Genomic DNA, 23063 nt, shown 5'->3' on the forward strand with positions numbered 1-23063 from the left:
GCACGAACACGGGGTGACGAACCAACCCCACATTGTGGGCAACTCTATTTGCCATTATGGTACCACCGATTTTCCGTAAGTCAGAACCTCCTGTCGAGGTTATTCAAACTATCCGCCTCTGCCACGTTTCTGCGCAGACTGCGAATCAGCCTTTACGCCTGTGTCTTAAAACCCACCACAGTGCGTTGCGCAGTCAGCGGGAATACAATTAACACTTCGCTTGAGATTGCCGCGATAACCCCTATCCGCTCTCACCTAGGGACGATCCGCAGGTCTCTTCACTCACTTAAAGAGTAACACAGGATTCCGAACTGTCCAGTTATAGCAGAATCAAGCGTCGTATATATAACCCTCGGCACATTCATCTCATCATTTCCATTAAGTACAGTGGTTGCAGCCAGCTAACATGTCAGAAACGAATTACTGCACAAGAGACTAACATGCTGAATACACATAGCTTTTTCACATACAATATAACACATCGATGAAAGTAAAAAATTTTTGACCTCTCGGCTTTTATCTCAATAATGCGACTCAAACCGCTCATATCCCCCATAAACACTGGGGAAAATCAAATTGTATAACTTTTTGCACCACAATTTTCCTCGTGAACCATAAGAACACGTTTTCAACTCCGACTTTCACGGTATTATATTGGTATTAGAATCAACAAGCTGCAACTTTTAGTCATACTACGAGTTTCAACGTAGGAACGTAAAAGCGTCAAAAAACACATTTCTAATTATTTTATACTTACTTTTAGGGGTGTTATAACGCCATCTTTTCATCTCTAAATCTAAGACCACCCTGTTTGTGCAAAATTTTATACTGTTTTTTCTAGACCTACCCCACCCCAGTACAATTTTTTCTACCGTTAGATTGAATGAAGTTTTTAGGGACTTTTCATAATATACTGATTTAATTGAATCTAGCATTATACTGGATATAAAACAGGTTTTGGCACACATCGTGCTATATAAAAAGTACTTCTTAAATTCACTAAAGACATATTTCGGCTTGAGGTGGCTCCTCAAGCCTTTGTCTTTTCTGAGGGCATAGATTTTTGGTTACAAACCACATTATCATCTTTCAGAAAGCATCCTTTTCGGAAAAAAGAAAACGCCCTTGCAGAAACATCTGCAAGGGCGTTTTTGTGTTCGATACTAACGCTAGTGTACCATACCCCGTTCCCAATCGATCCGGTTAATGATCATCTGGGAAAGATCATCCAGACCCATACGAGTTCTGGCTGCAATATGAATTGCACGCGGATACATATGCGTTAATGCTTCCTGCTGTTCTGCATCAAGCGTATCCCATTTGTTTAAAATAAGAATTGTGGAAATTTCGTGTAAATCCATATCTTCAAGAATACGCTCTACAGCAGCAATCTGCTTTTCAAGTTCCGGATGCCCCGCATCTGCTACGTGCAGCAATAAGTCTGCGGCCTCAAGCTCTTCCAGTGTCGCGCGAAACGCTTCACGAAGTTCTTTCGGAAGGTTACGGATAAATCCTACGGTATCCGTCAAAATCAGCTCACGCTCTTCAGGAAAACGCAGTCTACGCGTTGTCGGATCAAGTGTTGCGAACAGCTTGTTTTCTGCAAGAACAGTTGAGTTTGTCAGCGCATTGAGGGTGGTGGATTTACCGGCATTTGTATAGCCGACAAGTGCTGCTACAGGAACACGGGCTTTGTTTCTTCGATCTCGTGCATAAGCGCGCTGCTTGCGTAATGATCCGAGCTCTTTTTTAAACCGCGCAATGCGGTCACGAACCTTACGTCGATCAGTCTCAAGTTTGGTTTCACCCGGTCCACGACCACCGATACCCCCCATAAGTCTATCCATTGCACGGTTTTTGCCGACAAGGCGAGGAAGTGCATACTGCAACTGTGCCATCTCAACCTGCAGTTTCCCTGCACGGGTTGTGGCATGCTGCGCAAAGATATCCAAAATAAGCTGCGTCCGGTCGATAACTTTTCTTTCAGTTACCTCAGTCAGATTTCGCAGCTGTGCAGGAGAAAGCTCACCATCAAAAATAATCATGGAAGCATTTCCCTGAAGGCAAAGGATTTCCAGCTCCGCCAGTTTACCCTTACCCATAATAAATTTGTGATTAACCTGATGCACACGCTGCACGAGTCTTCCCGCAACAGAAACTCCGGCAGTGTCTGCTAGGTCTGCCAGTTCGTTCAGGTACGACTCCTGAACATCTTTTGGCTGCGTGCTCACGCTGACAAGAACTGCGTGTTCAGTACCGCCCTGTTTTCGGGCGCTGTCTGCTGTTCTAGCCAGCTCTTCTTCCAACGCTTCAGTCTGGGCTTCAAAATCGATATCGACCTTTTCCCATGAGGTTGGTGCGTGAACATTATATGATGTGCCGTCTGCTGATGGAACAGGTAAAATATGCGCAGACTGGAATGTTACTGGAGCCCCCATTCCGTCAACAGTCAGTACGGAAATAGAGTCCAGACGCAAGAAAAGCATATCCATTAAGTCTTCCTGCGAAAGAAGCGCATCATTTAAGTGGGTGTGAACAAGACGCAGACCGCGAAGGCGGTCGCTGCTGGAACGGGCACGTGGAAGTTCCGGAATATAGATAGCACCGGTGTCGCCCACCAGAACCATTTGCGGTTTACCTTGGCGGTCAATAAGCAATGCTACCTGTCTGCCGACGCTGCGGGAGAGAGCCGCAAGCTCGTGTGCCTGATCGGATGTGTATCCCTCTTTTACTGGATAACGGCGGGCAAAAAGCCGCTGGAGAGATTTTAACTGACTCGGTTTGAGTCCCTGTGTGTTGCCGAGAACCTTTGAGGCTATGACGATACTCCTAGTTGTTTCTATTACCTCCGGCGACGGATATCAGCAGAAAGCCTCCGGCGGCCAGAGAACCTTTTTAAAAAAGGCTTCTCCTGGCTCTCCAAAAACTTTTATTAGCAAAACGAACACGTAGGTTATCTGGCTCATCTGCTAAATCTGCTGTTCCGGCTCCCCGAATCCTGATTCACAGCTAACGTTTCAGGAAAGGGAGTCTGAGGAAAGTCTCATTGTTACGTCAAAACGAGACTGCTCAGCCGCCGGAGGCATTATCTATTATTTAAATATCTTTGCTTGCAAGATACTCCGTGATCATTGCATCGTACTTTGATGTACGCGCGAATGTTTTTACCGCCATATCGCGACGAAGCGCAAGCCCTACACGCATATCGTTTTCAGCAAGCTCTTTCTGCACTGCATCGTATTCAGAAGGATCTGGCAGAACGAGGATAGAATGGAAGTTCTTTGCAGAAGCACGGAGCATACAAGGGCCTCCGATATCAATCTCTTCTACTGCACCACGTAAATCAAGGCCGCGTGCAACAGCATCTTCAAAATTGTAGAGGTTTACTACAATAAGATCGAACGCTGCGATCTCATGCTCTTTAAGAGTTGCAAGGTGCTCAGGATTATCCTTATCGGCAAGGATACCGCCATGAATGTACGGGTTCAAAGTCTTTACCCTGCCACCAAGAATCTCAGGGAATCCGGTAACGTCGCTTACAGGTGTAACCTTCAGCCCGGCTTCTTTAAGCATGCGTGCAGTACCGCCGGTAGAAACCAACTCTACACCATTTTCGCTTAAGAACGTCGCAAATTCGACCAGTCCAGTCTTATCTGTGGCACTCAACAGTGCTCGCTTAATAGGCAAAAGGTCCATTACTTCTCCAAAGTTAATGATTCCAATATGGTAACAAAAACACTTTTCGCACAATAAGACAATTGTGTGCAATTACTATGTCATAGAATTTTATGAAAAACACACAACTGCTCAAAAACAACGCTGTACCTCATAGAGCATCCGGCATTCTGATCCGTAAAAAACAAGAAGAGGAAATAGGCTCAATCTATTTCTCTATGACCAGCTCATACATAACAGTACTGAGCACCATGGAAGATGTTGCCCGTCCGGTCTGGATGCACCACAAAATACAAAGTCATTCGCAATCTGCGTGAAGTGCCAGAATCATATTCACTTTGCAAGGACGTCATCTATCTGACAGGTTGAGACAAGTTGAGATGTCCCAACAGCAGAAAAGTCTTATTATTCAAGGACTGGCGCAACTCTTGCTACTCTTTATATATGGATATCTTTAACTTCGACATGGCTGAATTTTTCAGCTTTCTGCTCACACTCATGCGACTCAGTCTCGTAGTCTTTCTACTGCCGTTTTTCGAAGGAAAAACTATTCCGCGCGTAGTAAAGGCTGCGGTCTGCCTGATGCTGACACTTGCAGTGTTCCCGTCTCTTTCCCTGAAGGCTTCTGCATTTCCGTCTCATCCATTCGAAATAGCGGTTTTGATGCTCAGCGAAATACTGCTCGGGGTGCTACTCGGTCTGGCTGTTAAATTTATTTTTGCAGGCATCCGTACAGGCGGGCAGGTTATCGGCTTCCAGATGGGTTTTTCCATGCTCACGCTTGCCAACCCGTCTTCCGGAGAACAGGAAGGCATTACATCTATTCTCCTGTATCAATTAAGCTTCACCGTTTTCATTGTTGCTAACGGTCACCTATATTTAATCAAGGCGCTGACAGACTCATTCGAACTCATCCCGCCGGGAGGGCTTGTTCTTTCTGCAACGCTTGGCCAACAAATTCTCACCCTTTCGCTCACCATGTTTGTTCTGGCGATCAAAGTTGCTGCTCCGGTAATGATTTCATTGCTTCTGGTAGAACTGACGCTGGGTCTCATGGGGCGTGCTGCACCGCAGATGAACCTGCTGATGCTCGGTTTTCCGGTTAAAATTGCTGTAGGTCTCGTTTTCATCGGCATGCTGTTTACCCTTATGGGACAACGCATTGAGGAACTTATTCTGAGCCTTGGCCCTATGTTCTCTCACCTTATTAAAGCCGGCTCTCCGCTGCTGCAATAAACAGGACACAGACACATGCCACAAAGTGATCCGAGTAAAACTGAAAAGGCGACGCCCAAGAAGCGGGAAAAGACCCGCGAAGACGGTGATGTCGCCAAATCGCAAGAGGTTCCTAAAGCCGCGACCACACTCGCAGGCATTATCATCGTATATTGGTGGATCGGAACCATTAATGACATGACGCAGGAGATCATGCGCAGATGTTATACATTTGACGCTACTCTCGACATGACTGCAAAGTCTGCCCTCAAGTTTATTTATGAAATGGCATATGACCTTGCGATCATGCTGCTTCCGGTATTCCTCTTCCTGTTTTTCTTCGCAGGACTGTCCATGCGTGTGCAGGTCGGTCACTTGTGGACTATGAAAGTGTTCAAGCCTAAATGGAGCAAGTTCAACCCTATTAAAGGGATGAAGAACATGTTTCTGTCCATGCATACTCTTGTACGTCTTATCAAAAGTATTGCCTTCGCAGCTGTTATCGGCATTGCACCGTATCTTGTTATTACGGATGAAATGGACAACTTCATCCTATTATATAACGCAACGCCTGAAGGTATTGCAGAATACATGCTCAGCCTTGTCTTCAAGGTTTCTTTATACGCAACCATAGCCATGCTGCTCATCGGCCTTGCTGACTACTTCTACTCCCGCTGGGATTACGAAGAGAACATCAAGATGTCTAAAGACGAAATTAAAGATGAACATAAGCAGGCTGAAGGTGACCCGAAAGTCCGTTCACAGCAGCGTCAAAAAATGGCTGAAATGTCTCAAAAACGCATGATGCAGGACGTTCCGACCGCAGACGTTATTGTCACAAACCCGACTCACCTCTCCATTGCACTCCGATATAACGCCATGGAAGCTCCAGCGCCGATTGTTGTCGCTATGGGTGCTGACAATATAGCTATGAAAATCAGAGAGATAGCAAAAGAGCACGACATTCCTCTTCGAGAAAACGTTCCTCTGGCACGAGCTTTGTATAAATCAGTGAAGGTGGGTGATCAAATTCCGGAAGATCTCTACAAAGCAGTAGCTTCCCTTTTGGCATCACTCAACAAGTTCAAACAAAAACAGTAAGTTATACGCAAAGACTGGTTTTACTCAGGCGTTAATCAACTCTTTGAAAAAGGTGTCGGAAATATGGCTGCCAGCGCAAATGCTTCTTCAATAAATTACGAACGCTTCTCACAGCACGGAGATTTACTCCTTGCAGGCGGTGTGGTGCTCATTCTCTTTGTAATGCTCATCCCTATTCCTACCCTGCTTATGGACGTCATGCTCAGCATGTCTATCTCATTGGCGTTGCTGGTGCTCGTAACTGCAATGTTCATTAAGTCACCGCTGGAATTTTCTATTTTCCCGACTCTTCTTCTGGTTACAACCTTGTTCAGACTCGCTCTGAACGTTGCTACCACCCGTCTTATCCTGCTTCACGGCAGTGAAGGACCGGATGCCGCCGGTGATGTAATTCAATCATTCGGTCAATTCGTTGTTGGGGGTAACTACGTCATCGGTATCGTTATCTTTGCCATCCTGTTTATCCTGAACAAAATGGTAATCACCTCCGGTACAACACGTATCGCAGAAGTTGCCGCCCGATTCACCCTTGATGCTATGCCCGGTAAACAGATGGCCATTGAGGCTGACCTGAACGCCGGTCTTCTTGATGAAAAGACTGCTACACAGCGTCGTGAAAATATCCGTCGTGAAGCTGACTTCTACGGCGCGATGGACGGTGCCGGCAAGTTTGTTCAGGGTGACGTAATGGCGGGTCTGCTCATTACTATTGTTAACATTACTGCGGGCATTATGATTGCTGTTTTCCAGAACGGCATGTCATGGGGCGACGCACTTTCAACATACACACTGCTTACTGTTGGTGACGGTCTTGTATCTACCATTCCTTCTCTCATTATCTCCACTGCTGCCGGTATCATTGTTTCCCGTGCTGCTGCTGAAGCAAAAATGGGTGAGGAATTCATCGGTCAGCTTACTTTCAACTCCAAAGCACTTAACCTTGTCGGTTGTGTTCTTCTTGTATTCGCACTCGTTCCGGGTATGCCGTTTGTCGCATTCTCCTTCTTTGCAATCTGCATGTTCGTCATTGCACGCTTAACATCTAAAGCAAGTGCAGACGTTGCAGAACGCACCGGTGCAACCGGTGCAGCAGGCGAACAGGGCGGCGGCGAGACTCCTCAGGAAGCCTTGGATACCCCAGAAGCTGTACAGTCTCTTCTTCCTCTGGATGCATTGGAACTGGAAGTTGGTTACGGCCTTATCCCGCTTGTTGATGAAGCACAGGACGGCAACCTGCTCTCCCGTATCAGAACAATCCGCAGACAGTTTGCTCTGGACATGGGTGTCATTATTCCGTCCCTGCACCTGCGTGACAACTTACAGCTGAAACCGGGACAGTACACAGTACTTATCAAAGGCAACGAAATGGCTGGAGCCGAGATCCTCATCGATCACTTCCTTGCCATGGACCCGGGTGACGCCCGACACGCTATTAAAGGTATTGAAACCCGCGAACCGGCATTTAACCTGCCAGCGCTTTGGGTACCTGAAGCACAGAAGGAAGAAGCTGTTCTTGCCGGCTACACCGTTGTTGATCCTTCCACGGTTATTGCTACGCACCTCACAGAAGTCTTTAAACGCAGCCTTGCAGATTTCCTTGGTCGTCAGGAAGTACAGTCTCTGCTGGACAACCTTGCCAAGCATGCTCCTAAAGCTGTTGAAGAGCTGGTTCCAAACGTCCTTACACTTGGTGTTGTGCAGAAAGTGCTGCAAAACCTTGTTAGAGAAAATATTTCAATCCGCGACTTACTCACTATTGTTGAGACTCTCGCGGACTACGGAACAAGCGTTAAAAATCCAGACGTACTCACCGAATATGTCCGCGAACGCTTATCCCGAACAATTGTCAGACCGTACATGGATCAGGAAAACACACTCCCGATCATCATGCTGGACCCTACCGTGGAAAAAACTGTTTCAGAGTCTATCCGTCAAACAGAAGGCGGAGCATATCTGGCTCTTGATCCAGCCACTGCGCAGCATGTGATTCAGGCCGTAAACTCCGCTGTAGAAAACGCAGTTGTTACGGACGGGCAGCCGGTTATCCTGACTTCCCCGATGGTTCGCCCGCATCTTTCACAGTTAATTATGCGGTTTATTCCAAACATTCCGGTTATATCTCAAGCAGAAATACCTGCAGACATTCGTTTGAACACTGTTGGTAATGTAGGAATTTAATTATGCAGGTAAAAACTTTTTCAGGACAAACTACACGTTCCGTTCTCGCACAGATCAAACAGGAAATGGGCGAAGAGGCTGTTATCCTTTCCAAACAGGAAGGCAAAGACGCCGACACCAGATGGTGCAAAATTACAGCCGGTGTTGAACGTGCGGTTGATGAAATTCAGGAAGCAGAAACTCAGGAATATGCAGCGCCTTCCGGCTGGAGCCGCTGGCACGAAGAATGGTCAGAGCTTAAAGGCTACATTACAGAGCTGGTTAAGCCCCGCCTTCAGCTGCATAAACTTTCTCCACGTCAGCGCCTTGCTCTTGAGCACCTTCAGCGCCACGATGTAGAAGATTCTGTCATCCTGCGCCTTCTGCGTCCGCTCAAAAGCGACGCCGGAATGTCTATTCTTAAACCCCTCGGTGATCAAATTACGTTCAAACCATGGGGCAACGAATGGAAAGGCCGTGTACACACCTTTATCGGTCCGTTCGGTGTAGGCAAAACCAGTGCAGCTGTCCGCATGGCGCTTCAGTTACGCAAGCAAAATCAAGCTATGCGTATCTGCTTCATTAATGCAGATTGCGCACGCGGCAACGGTAGACTGTTACTGCGTCACTATGCGCAGCTTTGTGACATGGGGTACTACGAGATTCGTGACAGTATCACTTTCGCAAATACAATACGCGACGCTGCAAAAAGTTATGACCGCATCATTATTGATATGCCGGGTCTCGGTCTGCGTGACTCTTTTAAAGAGCAAGTAGAACACTTCGGCTTACATGCTATCCGTGAAAACACCTACCACAGAGTACTTTCACCAACAGCAAGTAACAAACAATTGACTGCGACGCTTGAAAAATATCGTGCCGTAAAGGGTGGTAGCATTGTCTGGACTAAGATCGATGAAGCTTGTACATTCGGTACGATAATCAATACAGCTGTTTCCACAGAACTCCCGATTTCAGCGTTCTCCTACGGTTCCGGACTTAAAGGCACCCTTGCTCCGGCTCAGGACGTTATGCTGTGGAGACTCATTTTCAAAAACCAGCTTCCCGGCGAATATACAATTCACCAGAATGCCTAACGGCATATTGGAGATAATAGAACCATGAGTGGCAACCTTCCTCTTGTCCTGTCTGTAACCTCCGGTAAAGGAGGAGTAGGCAAAACAAACCTTTCCGTAAACCTTGCGTATTCTTTAGCGCAAAAGGGAAAACGGGTTGTTTTGCTGGATGCAGATCTGGGGCTTGCAAACGTAGACGTTCTGCTTGGTCTTACACCTGAGCAGAATCTCTTTCACCTGTTCAGCGAAGGGGTTGCCCTTTCCGATATTCTGTACTCCACCCCGTACGGATTTGACATTCTTCCGGCGTCTTCCGGAATCGGTGAAATGCTCACCCTGTCCACAGGACAAAAACTTGACCTGCTCGAGTCTATGGACAGCCTTGAAGACAAGGTAGATTTTCTTATTGTAGATACCGGCGCGGGGATTAATGACAACGTTCTGTACTTCAACCTTGCAGTACAGGAACGCATTGTTGTGCTGACAGCAGAACCGACCTCTCTCACCGATGCTTACTCTCTCATTAAAGTAATGAAATTGAATCATGGTGTTGAGCACTTTAAAGTTGTTGTAAACATGGCTGCTTCTGAAAAAGCAGCAAAAGAAATGTTTGTACGACTCTATTCTGCATGTGATCACTTCCTGTCCGGAGTCTCTTTGGATTACGCAGGCTGTTTGCCTCGCGATCCTGCTGTACGTAAAGCTATTGTGGCTCAACGTCCTGTCTGTCAACAGAATCCTGTCGCCCCTGTTTGCCAGTCTATCGGCAAGCTTGCAGACAAGATTCAAAATTGGGAAATATCTGCGAATCTTGATGGAAATATCAAGTTTTTCTGGAAAAAACTCCTCTTCCAGCACTAATGCCTGGGAGTTATTGGAGTCCGGCGAGAAGGCCTGGGGCGTCATGTCCGACCACGAACAAGAAAACGTGGTCCGTCACTACGCGCCTAAGGTTCGGTACCTTGCATCACGACTGAAAGTGAAGCTTCCTAAAAATGTGGAGCTTGGAGAACTTATCAGTGCGGGAACGCTTGGGCTTATGGAATCGCTGGGCAAGTTTAAGCCGGAAATGGGCATCAAGTTCGATACCTACGCAGAGAACCGCATCCGCGGCGCAATGCTTGACGAATTACGACGCCTTGACTGGTTCCCTAGAAGCTTACGCCAACGCGTAAGACAAATCGAAGAAGCCATGCAGCAGGTGGAAAACGACAAAGGGCGTTCCGCTACTGAAGAAGAGCTGCAACATGCTACCGGCCTTGATAAAGCCGGAGTCCGTGAAGGGCTTGTTGCCCTCCAAAGTCAATTATGTCTGAATTTAGACCTAATACAAGATACTGTTTCTGCCGATGAGTTAAGTGACGCTGACAGCCAGCCCTTTAAAAAGACTGCTTCTAAAGAGACATTATACCAGATTTCACAGCTAGTTGAGCAATTGACACCTAGAGAAAAGTTGGTATTGTCCCTCTACTATAGCGATGATTTGAATATGCGTGAAGCAGCAGAGGTTATGGGGGTTACTGAGGGTCGCATTTCACAGTTGCACTCTCAAGCGTTACTGAAGCTGCGTAATAATTTTTATGCAGTGCATGGAAAAGACAGCGGACTATAAAGACTGAAGGAGTCTATGATGGGCTTTGATCCTAATATGCGTGTTCTTGTTGTGGACGATTTTTCTACTATGAGACGAATTGTTAAAAACATTCTTCGTCAACTTGGCTTCACTAACATTGTTGAAGCAGATGATGGAACGACTGCATGGGAAGTTCTCAATAAAGACCGGATCGAATTTATCATTTCTGACTGGAATATGCCGCAAATGACCGGCATTGAACTGCTTAGAAAAGTTCGCGGCAGCGAAGAATTTGCTGATCTGCCGTTTTTGATGGTTACTGCTGAAGCACAGCAGGAAAACATCATTGAAGCTGTACAGGCTAAAGTATCCAACTACGTGGTAAAGCCGTTTACAGCAGAAATTATGAAGCAGAAAATCGATAAGATTTTCCCATAAGTGCTTACTGTTCATAGAAATAATGCATTCCGGTTCAGGAAACCACTACAAGCCCCATAGAGAGCCTGTTGTCTTCCTCTGCCGGATTGCCTTGTTTTTGGTGGTATGAAACCACAAAACGCAGGCTAGGTGAACGATGGCGAATGATCCAACCGACAGACCCGGCACCACCGGTACTACAAAGGCTCAACTAGACGTGGATACTCTTTCTACCCCAGGCTCCATGACACCGTCCAAGGATGACAAAGTAGAGCTCGATCTCGATGATGCGCCATTTTTAATGGATGATGAAGAAGAGGAAGAAGAAGCAGTCTTTGATGACGCTACATCTTCTACCGCTGATTCATTTTCTGCTCCTGCTGAGCTTGAAGCTGACCCTGATGCTGCGCGTAAGCGTAAACGCAAACTCATGTTCGGCGGCCTCGGGTTACTCATCATCGCCCTTGTCGCTGTAGGGTGGAATGTTCTTGCGCCTAAAGACGTACCTAGACCTGTAAAGCGCGTTGTAAAAAAAGAAAAAGGCAAGTATGACACACCGCCTATCGTCCAAAAGGACAAATTTGATGTGACATGGGAGCCTTTCTGGGTTGAACAACGCGATGCCAAAAAGGAAATCCGATTCCTTGTCTGCAAGTTTGCTGTCTACACTGACAATGAGAAGCTGGCATGGGAAGCGAAAAACAAAAAAGTGACGCTTCGCGATGCTATTTTCTACTACCTGCGCAACAAAGATTTAAAATTCCTTTCTGACAAAAATAACGTTCAACTGCTCAAGTCTGACTTACTGACAGTTGTTAACCAATACATGGGGCATGGACAGTTCAAAGATGTGTTTATTGAAAACTATCTGGTGAAATAACCATGTCCATTGAAACCGATATCCCCTTAGTGCTCCAGCAAATGGGGCGTGTGCAGAAAATCGCCGAACAGGAGAAATCACGTCCGGAGCGACAGCAAGCCGCTGCCCGTGAAGCTGCACGCCAAGGCGGAGAACTTGCTCGAGACCATGTTGCAGAAACTCAGTCAGCAGAACAGACACATCTTGATGTTGATGAAGACGGTCACGGGCAGCAACAAAACCAGCACCTTTCCTCCGGTTCCAGACAGGAAACAACATCTGAAGACGATGTTGAAACAAAGCCTACATCTGAAAGCGCTTGGCAAGGCAAAATTATAGATACAAAAGTATAGTAATGACATTTTCTCAGCTTATTTTGCTTTTCATCAGTGGTTCTGAACTGCTTCTTCTTGTCCTCCTTATTGTGTTTTACATGCGATTACGTAAAAGCGAGGCACTCCTTACCTCTATGCAGGCAGGGCAGGAAGCTCTGGTTTCTAAAATGCATTTCAATGCTGAGTTGGAACAAGAAATTGTTGAATCCTTTGCCCGCCGTCAAAAAGAGCTTCAGGAACTTGAAATCCAGCTTGAAGCACGCGCAGACGAATTGCGCGGTCTGCTGGAACAGGCAGAAGCCGTAAGTAGGTCTCCGCAATTCCTTCGGGAACTTATTTTGACAGGACGCAAAAAAGGGCAGACCATTCCACAGCTGGCAAAAGCAACCAACCTCTCCATTGACGAGGTTGAGCTTATCCTTATGAAAGCAGAATAGTGCTGGAAACAGCATAGGTTTCATTCGACTGTTCGCAGTCTTCCCACTGCAACATCAGTCTTTTTCAGGTCAGGTACTTCATGCGTATTTCCCGCAACAGCAACCCGTACGGTGGCGGACAGTCTTCAACACAGACCAGCCGCGGCGCCCAGTTCAAACGTAAAGTTAAAGTCGGACAGTTGCTTAAAGGCAGAATGCTTCGAGTTGAGCAGGAAGGCTTTGCATGGGTTCTCATTGGGGATATGGAGTTACTGGCACAGGTTGAAACCATGCCTGAACCGGGACAGTGGCTTGAATTTCTGGTTCTTTCTTTGGAGCCGTCTATTCTTCTGCGCCAACTTCAACACGGGGCTGATCCACGCGGTTCAATCTTTCTCAGAGACTATATCCGTTCCTATCTAACAGAAAGGGATAAACTTGACGCTCTGCTTGCCTCTTCCCTATGGAAACAGCTTTCTCTTCCTGCAACAGAACCATACACAGTTTACCGTACAGAGCTCATCAAATTTCTGACACAAGCTCCTCTCGTACTCGATCAATACACTCGCGTAATGCGCCTGCATTCCAGTGTACAGCATATGATTACAGCTTCCGGACATGGCTCATTCCACTACATGCCTTGGCTGATGCCTGATGCGCGAGGCGTTGAGCTGCTTGTTTCCAAGCCGGAAAAGAATATTTGCACCGTGACTGCCGGTGTAATATTAGAAGGGGCACAGCACGTGCTTACTATGGGGCAAATCAACCTTTCCAGCGATCCTGTTTCTTTCGCCTACCGACTCCTGCTTGATAAAAACTGTAAAGCAGGTAACAACACCTCTCGAGCTACATCCGCTTCTACCAATTGTACTTGCCTCGGCACCGCTGAATTGCCGACAGGAGCGCATGACATTCTCTCCTTAATTTTTAAGGAAGCCCCTGCACAGCGCAGAGGCTTAGATCTACGCGCATGATCTGAAGCAAAAAACCTCTGTGCCCTTGCACATTGCTCATAAAATTTACGTAAAAAACGGTACTACATATATGCAGTATACTGATAACTCCGGCTTAAACATCAGCCCTGATCGTCCTTGGCTTGCCCCGCTCGCAGGCTACTCTGACCTGTGCTTTAGACTTCTCTGCAAAGAGTTCGGCGCAGCTGTCGTTTGTTCTGAAATGGTCAGCGCCAAGGGTCTGTATTACAAAAGTAACAACACCCATAAATTGCTTGAAACAACTGAAAAAGAAGCGCCTGCTGTTTTCCAACTGTTTGGAAATGACGCGGAGATTATGTCTCAAGCAATGGAGCCGTTAGTCAAAGCAGGCTATACATGGTTTGACTTAAATATGGGCTGCTCTGTCCGCAAAGTGTTCAAACAGGGTTGCGGCTCTTCCATGATGCGTGACATTGATAATGCGGTAAAAGTAGCAAAAGCTATGATCAGCATTGCAGATAAAGGAAAAGTCGGTTTTAAGTTCCGCCTTGGTGTCGATTCTGAACAGGAAGTTTACAAAGAACTCGCATTACGACTGGAAGATGCCGGTGCGGGCTGGCTGACACTCCATCCACGAACCGCTGCACAAGGATTTTCCGGTACAGCACGGTGGGAAGCCATTAAAGAAGTGGTTGATGCTGTTTCTATTCCTGTTGTCGCCAGCGGAGATTTGCTGGAACCTGAAGACGGTGTGAGATGCGTCAAAGAAACAGGCGCTGCTTCTGTTATGTTTGCACGCGGTGCCATTGGCAATCCGGCAATTTTCGATGAGTACATCACCCTGTACAACGGTGAAACACTCAAACGCCCTGACCCGCTCAAAACCATGCACCTTATTCAGCGTCATAAAGAGCTTGCCCGTGAGTATACAAACGAACGCAGTGCACTCTTTAAAATGCGCACCTTTGTTCCGCGCTATGTACGATTATTTAAAGGAGCAAAGGCGCTACGCCAACAGCTTTCCACATGCACAGACTGGGAACAGCTCGACGCGGTGATTGAAGAATTTTTTGCCCGCTGCGAAGCGGTTGATCTGGACAGCATTTCAGAAACCATCAGCATGCAGGATACATCGGAGTAACCATGGAAGTACGTAGAGCAAAAACATCCGGCTTTTGTTTCGGAGTATCACTTGCCCTTGAAAAATTGGATGCCGAAGTCAAAAAAAACGATGCCCGCATCGCAACCCTCGGCCCGATCATTCATAATCCGCAGGTGCTTGAACGATACGAAAAACAAAACGTACGTTGTCTCGATAATGCTGAAGAAGCTCAGCCAACAGAGCGTGTAGTTATCCGCGCTCACGGTGTGCCGCGCGAAACTGAAGCAACCTTGTCGGAAGCATGTAAAGAAGTGGTTGATGCAACCTGCCCGAAAGTAAAACGCGCTCAGCTTGGTATTTTCAACATGATCAAAAAGGACTGCTTCCTTCTTCTCTATGGTGAAAAAGATCATCCTGAAGTACGTGGGCTAATGAGTTACGCCGGTAAAAAAGCATTTTTGTTTAATTCACTTGAAGAGCTCAAGAATTTTCCACTTTCTGCCGATATAGACTATTGCCTCGCTGCGCAGACAACACAGGACAGAGAGGAATTTGCCCGAATAGACGAATACCTGCAGGAACAGCTGTCTGAAAGGCTTCAGGTACTCAACACTATTTGTAACGCAACAAGAGAACGGCAACAGGAAGCCATTGCGCTTGCTAAAGAAGTAGATGCAATGGTTGTTGTGGGGGGCTACAGCAGCGGAAACACTCGCAGGCTTGCGGATGTATCCCGTGCACAAGGGTGCCTCACCTTTCATGTTGAACAGCCGGAAGAACTTTCTCCTTCTGATTTTAAAGGCATGAAAGTAGTAGGGCTCACCGCCGGTGCTTCAACCCCGCGTTCTATTATTGATGCTACGGAAGAATTCCTTATTAAGTTGTAGGAGTACAAACTTTTTATTAGTCTGCGCAAACTAGAACTACGCACCGGAGAACGCCATGCAGACGAACATACTTTTAGAATCCGGCACTAACGAGCTGGAAATTGTTGAATTTTTTCTTGATGAAGTCGAAATCGACGGAACAAGCTACCGCGGATACTACGGAGTTAACGTAGCAAAAGTTCTGGAAATTATCAGAATGCCTACTGTTACGGAACTCCCTGAAAGCGGTCATTCCTGCATTTTGGGCGCTTTTAACCTGCGCTCTCAGGTTATTCCACTTGTGGACTTATCCATGTGGCTTGGTAAACATCGCGAAGAAACAGAGCCGCCTAAGGTTATTGTCACAGAGTTCAACAACGTATGTACCGCCTTTCAGGTATCCGGCGTCAACCGCATTCACCGCATCAGCTGGGAAGAGGTTGAACCGCCAAGCGGCTACGTAGCGAATTTAAGCAATCAATCCATTACAGGTGTTGTTAAAATTAATGACCGCATCATTTTCCTGCTCGACCTCGAACGGATTGTTGCAAACTTAAACCCTGACCTTGCTCTCAAGCTTGATGATGCCATCGACTGGGAAAGCGGTGAAAGTCGCCGTGCTCTCATTACCGACGACTCCGGCCTGATCCGCGAAATGCTCACCGACCTTTTGGAAAAAGCAAACTTCCAGGTTGAAGCGCATAACAACGGGAAAGAAGCATGGGATAGGCTACGTCAGCTGAAATCTATTGCTGAAGACAGTGGCAGACCGCTGACAGACTATGTTCAGGTTGTTGTTTCCGATATTGAAATGCCTGCGATGGACGGCCACTCTTTATGCAAAGAAATTAAAGATGACCCTGTACTTGGCAAACTGCCAGTTATTCTTTTCTCTTCACTCATTACAGATAAACTCCGTCACAAGGGTGATTCTGTTGGAGCAGACATGCAGGTATCAAAACCTGAAGTTACCCTGCTTGCTCAGCGTGCGATTGAATTAATCGAAGAACGTCGCCAGCAGTCTGCATAAGTAATTTGATCAAAAAGCCTCTGATGATCCAGTGCATCATCAGAGGCTTTGTAATGCCCTCAAGTCGTCAGGTAAGAAATACATTTCCCCTTTCAACACGTCGTAATAACTTAGGGACATCGTTCTTACTCCTGCTTCCGTATACAAAATCAAACTAGTCACTCTTTCTAAAATCCTTGGTGAAGCCTCGTTGTTTCACCTTTTTTATTTTTATGGACAGGCGGCGACAAGGCTATCATAATCAGCGGCTCGAAGAACATTAAGGCTGGCAATTGCCAGTTTCCAGCAGGATATATTTCAATGGCTAAAAAGAAAAATTCCAAACCGGCACCATTGCCGCAAAGTCTTTCACTTCCGCTCACTGGTGTAGAATCTCACGCCCACCTTGACCTTCCACCTTTCTCTTCCGATATTGAAGAAGTGTTAGAACGAGCCAAAGAGTCCGGTGTTCGTTACATCTGTAACGTATTTCTCGGACACGATGCATGGAAAAACAATCGTCATCTTTTTGAAAATCATGATGAAGTATTCTTCATTATGGGTACCCACCCGAGCCATGTTGACCAATGCACCGAAACTGAGCTCGACGCTATGCGTGCTGCTTTTGCAGAAGATCCACGTTTACGAGGCGTTGGTGAAATCGGGCTTGATTATTACTGGGATCATTTTCCACGTGAACAACAAAAAGAAATTTTTATTAAGCAACTGCATCTAGCAAAAGAGCTTAACACTCGTGTCATCATCCACTCTCGCGATGCAGCTGAAGATACTATTGAAGTTCTTGAAGCTGAAGGGTTTGTCGACTATCCGGTTCTATGGCATTGCTTTGGTGGAAACACAGAGCTTGCCCAACGCATTGTAGATAACGGCTGGTACCTCTCCATTCCGGGTACTGTAACCTATCCTAAAAACGAAGAAGCTCGCGAAGCGTTAAAAGTCATCCCATTAAATCGCATGCTGATAGAAACAGACTGCCCGTATCTTACTCCCGTGCCGTACCGAGGTAAGCGAAACGAGCCTGCATACACAGTTTTTACTGCCGATTTTATCGCCAAAAAACTGAATATGGAGACTGAAGAATTATGGACAACATGTGGCAACAATGCCATCCGCTTCTTTGGACTGTAAGACCTACTTCCAGCAATATGCCTCGAATGCACTCAGCATTCGGGGCTTTTTTTGTATTGATTATCTACAGTATACTCTTCTCTCTATTCTCAAAAACATCGTATAGTTACTTTCTACAATAGAATAATAAGGCTTATCGCTGATCTTTCACACCACAATACGGCTACCCTATTCTCATTCTTCAATACAACTCTTTCACCCCCTCACTCTAGATAAAAACAAGGTATCTGCTATAGCCTTTGAGGGATTCACCTATGACAAAAAATGTTCTGGTCATCGCAAATTCACTTGAAGAACAGGTTCACCTGCTTCTACTTTTAACCGCAGGCGAATTTACTCCCACCTGCTGCGCCTGCCTACCTTCTGCACTTTCTGCGTTAGAATCAGAAACATTTGATGCAATCCTTACTGAACCGATAATTCAAGACGCACCGCCGCAAAAAATTACCGCAGTAGAATTTATTTCACTTGTTCGAAAAGATGCACGAAATACTACAACACCTATTGTGGTGATGGGTGATGTTTTTTCATTTGAGTATATTATGAACACACTTCGCAGTGGAATTGCCCGTTTTATTCCCAAACCATTCACTTCTACAGAATTACTTGAAACAATTTCGGCCGAAATTTCTCTCTCAAAAAACAACGATTAAATTCGTATAGTTCTCCATGCGTTATCATGCCAAAAATACCCCTAAAATCGTTAGCGGACATTATTTTGATTATAACTTTTACTAGAACTGTCTAAAATCGTGGTTTGTGCTTGGGTGAACTATCTGAACATGGTATGTAGAACGCGGTCTCACAAACCAACACACAATTAAATCGCCTAACGGAACTTCATTGATCTTATCCACAACTTGGATCTATGAAGGGACAACACAAGCATGGTTAGCCCTCCAGTTAACCATGCTTGTTCCTTTTCTATCAAACAAAACCCCCTTTCCTTTTATTCAGGAAAGGGGGTTTAATGATTTATTGTACACTATCCAGTCTAGTTATAACTCACGCTCCATATCCAGAGCAGGCAAATCCAACAGATCCAGCACCTTTTCTTCACCTACAACCACAAAACCAAATCGCTCAAAAAAGCCTGCTGCTTCAGGAATAACTTCAAGATAGATCTTCTTTGCCCCCAAATCCTTAGAGGTTTGAAGAAAGTGTTCCATCAACGAAGACCCGACACCTGTATGCCTATGCTCTTCTCCAACTACCATGTGTGATAACTCTACGGTGTCACCCTGCATGGTCAGTCTGCCACAGCCCAATAATTTTCTGTTTTTCAGGGCAACCAGCAATGTGCTTTGATCTTCCTGATCATCCAGAATATAGGATCGGGTGACCCGCCCTACTGGATACAACTCCACACGCCGCATTGCCACGCTCGGCTCATACAATTCATGCTCTTTGTCTATCTTTTCAACAGAATAAAGCATTGTGCATCTTCCCCCAAATGTACTCTATGTATTAGATTCTAGCCATAAAAGTACCATAAAGACTTGTCTCAGGCACAATGCAATCTCGAAGTTATAACGATGATATCGTATCAATCCAGCATTACATGAAAAAGACGCAACAACGTTTTCAGCACAGGAAAAGACGCATCTACAAGAGACTGTAGACGGCACAAGAAAGGATATGCAGCAACAAGCAAACCGTTCACGGCGTATTCTATTCCATTCACAGAAAAGGAGTACGCAACAATTGTAGACCCATGCAATGTGAAACACGGTTCAATGTGGTTACGGTTATGCCACTGGCTAAGGCATCTGTTGTCCCCGCAACAGATAAATAGCCGCGCATCAGAGGGGTCTGGTGCGCGGCTATAGTTAGTTATGATATACTATTCTGCGCACTTAACGCACAATGTCGCTCCCGGCATTGCCATCAGGCGGGCATGGGGGATCGGAGCCCCGCACTCCATGCAGTAACCGAACTCCGGATCATCTATGTTCCTGAGCACATACTCCAGTCCAGCAAGGCGGGACTCTGCTTTAGACAATGCTGCTATGTTCACGCTGTTGTTTACAATGTTATCCATACGTGAAAGCCTGCCTATGGCATCATCCGGAGCAACCGGTTTGGTAATTTCTTTCAACCGGTCAACTTCCAATTTTAAACGACCAACTTCCTCGTGCATTTTCTGCACGAGTACTTCTTTTTGAATTTCTTGCATATCATTGCTCTACTATTGGAAATAAATTGCAGAAAGGATGGTATATATAATCCTACGGTCGCAGGGGGATCTTTCACTTTCAGTACACAATGTAACCAACTACTTTTCCATGATAAATGTATTTTCCACGTATAGCTGTTTTTTCTGCTATACTTTCGCGCACCAATAAACGGCTACAATACTACATAATACATATGGATAAAACGCAGATCATCTCGAACTATATATCAGCTTCAGGTTGGCTGGAACAGCTACGTTGCCCGCAAATATGTTCAATCTCATTTTTAGCTGCAGGCGAGTACAACGAAAATTGGCTTATTACAGCAAAAGACATCGCATCTCCTCAAAAAACGAGAACATTTGTTTTCCGTATCAACCACGGAAGTCAGCTTGCGTTACAAAAGAAGCAAATATCGTACGAATTTTCCGTTCTTACAGCTCTTAAAAATTCAACGGTAACGCCAATCCCTTACTTTGTTGATCCTGAAGCCGGACAATTTTCTTCTGAGTTTGATAACGGCGTATTGCTCATGGAATTTATCAAAGGCTCACCTCTGGACTACACAAAAGACCTTGAGCAGGCAGCAGCCATTTTTGCTGCAATCCATTCACAGCCGGTTCCTCCTGAGCATAATTTCATTTGTCAAAAAAACCCGGTCACAGATATTGTGACAGAGTCTCATTCACTTCTCTCACGCTTTAGTTCGCATCCTAAGACAGATATTCGAAACCGCCTTGAACAGTATGCATGTACCATCAGTGCACTAAGTAAAGAGTATGCGTCTGCATTTAATGCCGAAAAACAGCTCATTGTAAATACGGAAGTAAACTCCGGAAATTTCATTATTAATCATTCGGAAAACAAAGCACATCTTGTTGACTGGGAAAAAGCCGTTATCTCCTGCCGATACCAAGATTTGGGGCACTTCATTGTTCCAACCACAACGCTCTGGAAAACAAATTATGTTGCCACAGATGAGCACAGAGAGTTTTTCCTTTCCCGCTATAAAGAGTACGCAAATTTATCCCAACCGCTTGAAGAGCTTGCAATTCTCACAGGAATACTGGAAAAGACCATTATCCTTAGAGGGCTCTCATGGTGCTATATGGCATGGTTTGAATACACCAAACAAGACAGATTACTTAAGAATAACGATACGTTTGAAACGATTCAACGCTATTTGGATAATATTGAATGGTTTTTACAATAAACTCACTCTGCAAGAAATACAGCGGTAAGCCAGTCCTTTCCGATGTCTCTTTCACCGTTGATACAGGTGACATAGTTTCCCTGATTGGCCCTTCAGGTGTCGGGAAAACCACTCTCCTGCGTATTCTTGCCGGATTGGAAGAGCAAGACAGCGGAACAATTACATTTGAACACCGCCCATCAAAAGATAATCCGGTTATTATGGTTTTCCAGGATTATCTTTTATTCCCAAGTCTGACAGTTTTCGAAAATACTGCGTTTGCATTAAAGGCACGTAAGTTACCGACTGCTGAAATTTCCGAACGGGTGAACACCATTCTTGAGTTCTTCCACCTTTCTGACAAACGAAACCAATATCCGGTTGAGCTATCTGCCGGACAAAAGCAGCGTGTTGCCATTGCAAGAGCCATGGTTGTTAACCCCGCGGTACTCCTGCTTGATGAACCCTTTGCGAATCTCGACCGCAATCTCAAGCTGGAAACGGCTGAATTTATCCGCAACACACAAAAACAATTCGGCATAACTACGGTCAGCGTAACCCACGACCTTGAAGAGGCGTTTGCCATGTCCGATAAAATCGGCATCATGCTGGATGGAAGGCTGGAGCAATTCGCTTCCCCTTCAGAACTGTATAACTCTCCTCAGTCTGTAGAGGTAGCGCGTTTCCTGGGCCCCGTTAATATTTTGACTCCTGAGCTCTGTACCTATTTAAAACTGCCTCTTTCAATCATTCCTGAAAACCGTGACTATGCCATTGTCCGACCAGAACAACTTACGTTAACGCAAGGCTCCACTGCAAAAATCATTAATGTTCAGTTCGGCGGTCATTACATAAAATATACGCTTGAAACACACGGAAATACGCTCACTGCATACGGCCTTACCGCTCAATTTTCAAAGGGACAGTCCGTAGGGGTTTTGCTAAGCCAGCCTTCTAGCCCTGTTTAGAAGGCTTTGCCATTAACCGGAAGTAATTCTCCCAAGGCAATACCTGCTTCTGTAACAGTAGCTCTGTATGGATACACTTCAACCCCCAACTCAAGAGCCTCATAAAACAAGTCTGCGTAAGCTGGATCAATCACATCAGCCGGAGCAAAACAATGGCCGTCCGGACGCTGTATAAGATAAAAAAATGCAGCACGATGCCCCTGTTTCACAAGCGAAATCATATTATTCAGATGCTTGCGACCACGTTCTGTTACGGCATCCGGAAAACAGGCAACCTCATCTTCAACCATTGTTACGTTTTTACATTCAATCCATAACGGGGGACGTGACTCGTCTTTTGTACGCAACACACCGTCCGCACGGCTGTCACCTACTTTTGCTTCACTCTTAAAGACATCATACCCTTCTGCCCAATGTAACCGCCCTGCCTCAAATGCTGCTTTCAGCATTTTATTGGGAGTCTGGGTATTAACACCCACCCACTTTACTGTGTTTTTCATAGGCAACCCTACTGCCTCCTGAGTCCATTTCAGCTTTCTATTTGGGTTGGCAGCCGGAGATGCAAGAATAGGTGAACCTTCACGAAGAAGCCCCATCATCGAACCTGTGTTATTCGAATGAATCCAGACTGATTCATCATTAACAAGAATCTCTACACTAAAGCGCTTTACGCGACGGACAAAATAACCGGAAATACAGCCTTCCGGATAAGCGATAAGTGGCTCGTGAGTGGACATAACATTCCTATCTAATTATGTTTGATTACCAAAAAACTGGTGGAAGAAACCGGTTCTAAAAGTTTACATGTTTGTTGTTAACTGGTACTTCGCAGGAAGCTAGAAAG

Annotated in this window: 23 protein-coding genes; 18 read left to right on the forward strand and 5 right to left on the reverse strand. The window is 45.8% G+C overall.

Annotation, left to right across the window (positions count from 1 at the left end; all coding sequences use genetic code 11):
• Nucleotides 1-1169: 1169 nt before the first annotated feature.
• A complete protein-coding gene (gene hflX, locus QZY95_RS14440; RefSeq protein ID WP_290924877.1) occupies nt 1170-2627 on the reverse strand; it encodes a GTPase HflX in 1458 nt (485 codons plus the stop codon).
• A gap of 469 nt (nt 2628-3096) precedes the next feature.
• Nucleotides 3097-3696: an IMP cyclohydrolase gene (locus tag QZY95_RS14445; RefSeq protein ID WP_290924789.1), complete on the reverse strand. Its 600-nt coding sequence runs from the start codon at nt 3694-3696 to the stop codon at nt 3097-3099.
• A 444-nt stretch (nt 3697-4140) separates the two neighbouring features.
• Between QZY95_RS14445 and fliR the strand changes: the two genes are divergently transcribed.
• The 16 genes from fliR (at nt 4141) to QZY95_RS14525 (ending at nt 18538) form a co-directional block, all read left to right on the forward strand.
• Nucleotides 4141-4911, forward strand: coding sequence for a flagellar biosynthetic protein FliR (gene fliR, locus QZY95_RS14450; protein WP_365971455.1), 771 nt, complete (start codon nt 4141-4143; stop codon nt 4909-4911).
• 15 nt (nt 4912-4926) lie between these two features.
• On the forward strand, nt 4927-5991 hold the full coding sequence (gene flhB / locus QZY95_RS14455) for a flagellar biosynthesis protein FlhB (RefSeq protein WP_290924793.1): 1065 nt from the start codon (nt 4927-4929) through the stop codon (nt 5989-5991).
• 63 nt (nt 5992-6054) lie between these two features.
• On the forward strand, nt 6055-8169 hold the full coding sequence (flhA, locus tag QZY95_RS14460) for a flagellar biosynthesis protein FlhA (protein ID WP_290924795.1): 2115 nt from the start codon (nt 6055-6057) through the stop codon (nt 8167-8169).
• Between the two features lie 2 nt (nt 8170-8171).
• Nucleotides 8172-9245: a flagellar biosynthesis protein FlhF gene (locus QZY95_RS14465; RefSeq protein ID WP_290924797.1), complete on the forward strand. Its 1074-nt coding sequence runs from the start codon at nt 8172-8174 to the stop codon at nt 9243-9245.
• A 24-nt stretch (nt 9246-9269) separates the two neighbouring features.
• A complete protein-coding gene (locus tag QZY95_RS14470; RefSeq protein ID WP_290924799.1) occupies nt 9270-10085 on the forward strand; it encodes a MinD/ParA family protein in 816 nt (271 codons plus the stop codon).
• On the forward strand, nt 10039-10836 hold the full coding sequence (locus QZY95_RS14475; RefSeq protein WP_290924801.1) for a FliA/WhiG family RNA polymerase sigma factor: 798 nt from the start codon (nt 10039-10041) through the stop codon (nt 10834-10836). The genes QZY95_RS14470 and QZY95_RS14475 overlap by 47 nt, the downstream gene beginning before the upstream one ends.
• 18 nt (nt 10837-10854) lie before the next feature.
• On the forward strand, nt 10855-11235 hold the full coding sequence (locus QZY95_RS14480; RefSeq protein WP_074217813.1) for a chemotaxis response regulator CheY: 381 nt from the start codon (nt 10855-10857) through the stop codon (nt 11233-11235).
• A 136-nt stretch (nt 11236-11371) separates the two neighbouring features.
• Nucleotides 11372-12094, forward strand: a complete 723-nt coding sequence (locus tag QZY95_RS14485; RefSeq protein ID WP_290924804.1) for a flagellar basal body-associated FliL family protein — start codon at nt 11372-11374, stop codon at nt 12092-12094.
• Nucleotides 12095-12096: 2 nt separating this feature from the next.
• Entirely contained in the window at nt 12097-12426 is a 330-nt protein-coding gene (locus QZY95_RS14490; RefSeq protein ID WP_290924806.1) for a hypothetical protein, read from the forward strand.
• Nucleotides 12427-12428: 2 nt separating this feature from the next.
• Nucleotides 12429-12845: a hypothetical protein gene (locus QZY95_RS14495; protein ID WP_290924808.1), complete on the forward strand. Its 417-nt coding sequence runs from the start codon at nt 12429-12431 to the stop codon at nt 12843-12845.
• 80 nt (nt 12846-12925) lie between these two features.
• The gene (locus QZY95_RS14500) at nt 12926-13798 is read left to right on the forward strand and encodes a hypothetical protein (RefSeq protein WP_290924810.1); all 873 of its coding nucleotides are present in this window, start codon (nt 12926-12928) and stop codon (nt 13796-13798) included.
• Between the two features lie 70 nt (nt 13799-13868).
• The gene (locus QZY95_RS14505; RefSeq protein WP_290924811.1) at nt 13869-14900 is read left to right on the forward strand and encodes a tRNA-dihydrouridine synthase family protein; all 1032 of its coding nucleotides are present in this window, start codon (nt 13869-13871) and stop codon (nt 14898-14900) included.
• A gap of 2 nt (nt 14901-14902) precedes the next feature.
• Nucleotides 14903-15748 (forward strand): 4-hydroxy-3-methylbut-2-enyl diphosphate reductase, encoded by an 846-nt coding sequence (gene ispH / locus QZY95_RS14510; RefSeq protein ID WP_290924813.1) that lies wholly within the window; start codon nt 14903-14905, stop codon nt 15746-15748.
• A gap of 55 nt (nt 15749-15803) precedes the next feature.
• A complete protein-coding gene (locus QZY95_RS14515) occupies nt 15804-16757 on the forward strand; it encodes a chemotaxis protein (RefSeq protein WP_290924815.1) in 954 nt (317 codons plus the stop codon).
• Nucleotides 16758-17057: 300 nt separating this feature from the next.
• Nucleotides 17058-17885 carry a TatD family hydrolase gene (locus QZY95_RS14520; RefSeq protein ID WP_290924817.1) on the forward strand — a complete coding sequence of 276 codons (828 nt, stop codon included), beginning with the start codon at nt 17058-17060 and terminating at the stop codon, nt 17883-17885.
• A gap of 254 nt (nt 17886-18139) precedes the next feature.
• Entirely contained in the window at nt 18140-18538 is a 399-nt protein-coding gene (locus QZY95_RS14525) for a hypothetical protein (RefSeq protein WP_290924819.1), read from the forward strand.
• Between the two features lie 345 nt (nt 18539-18883).
• Here the strand turns inward: QZY95_RS14525 and QZY95_RS14530 are convergent, their stop codons facing one another.
• Together QZY95_RS14530 and QZY95_RS14535 are read right to left on the reverse strand one after the other, a co-directional pair.
• Nucleotides 18884-19321, reverse strand: coding sequence for a GNAT family N-acetyltransferase (locus tag QZY95_RS14530; RefSeq protein ID WP_290924821.1), 438 nt, complete (start codon nt 19319-19321; stop codon nt 18884-18886).
• Between the two features lie 407 nt (nt 19322-19728).
• Entirely contained in the window at nt 19729-20061 is a 333-nt protein-coding gene (locus QZY95_RS14535) for a TraR/DksA family transcriptional regulator (RefSeq protein WP_290924823.1), read from the reverse strand.
• A 194-nt stretch (nt 20062-20255) separates the two neighbouring features.
• Here QZY95_RS14535 and QZY95_RS14540 point away from each other — a divergent pair, with 194 nt between their 5' ends.
• Together QZY95_RS14540 and QZY95_RS14545 are read left to right on the forward strand one after the other, a co-directional pair.
• A complete protein-coding gene (locus QZY95_RS14540; protein WP_290924825.1) occupies nt 20256-21272 on the forward strand; it encodes a phosphotransferase in 1017 nt (338 codons plus the stop codon).
• Nucleotides 21257-22219: an ABC transporter ATP-binding protein gene (locus QZY95_RS14545; protein ID WP_290924827.1), complete on the forward strand. Its 963-nt coding sequence runs from the start codon at nt 21257-21259 to the stop codon at nt 22217-22219. The genes QZY95_RS14540 and QZY95_RS14545 overlap by 16 nt, the downstream gene beginning before the upstream one ends.
• Here QZY95_RS14545 and sfsA read toward each other — a convergent pair.
• Nucleotides 22216-22956: a DNA/RNA nuclease SfsA gene (gene sfsA, locus QZY95_RS14550; protein ID WP_290924829.1), complete on the reverse strand. Its 741-nt coding sequence runs from the start codon at nt 22954-22956 to the stop codon at nt 22216-22218. The two genes, QZY95_RS14545 and sfsA, sit on opposite strands and share 4 nt — an antisense overlap.
• Nucleotides 22957-23063 lie beyond the last annotated feature (107 nt).

It is taken from the genome of Halodesulfovibrio sp. (genome assembly GCF_015482765.1).
In the GTDB taxonomy this organism is placed as follows: Bacteria; Desulfobacterota; Desulfovibrionia; order Desulfovibrionales; family Desulfovibrionaceae; genus Halodesulfovibrio.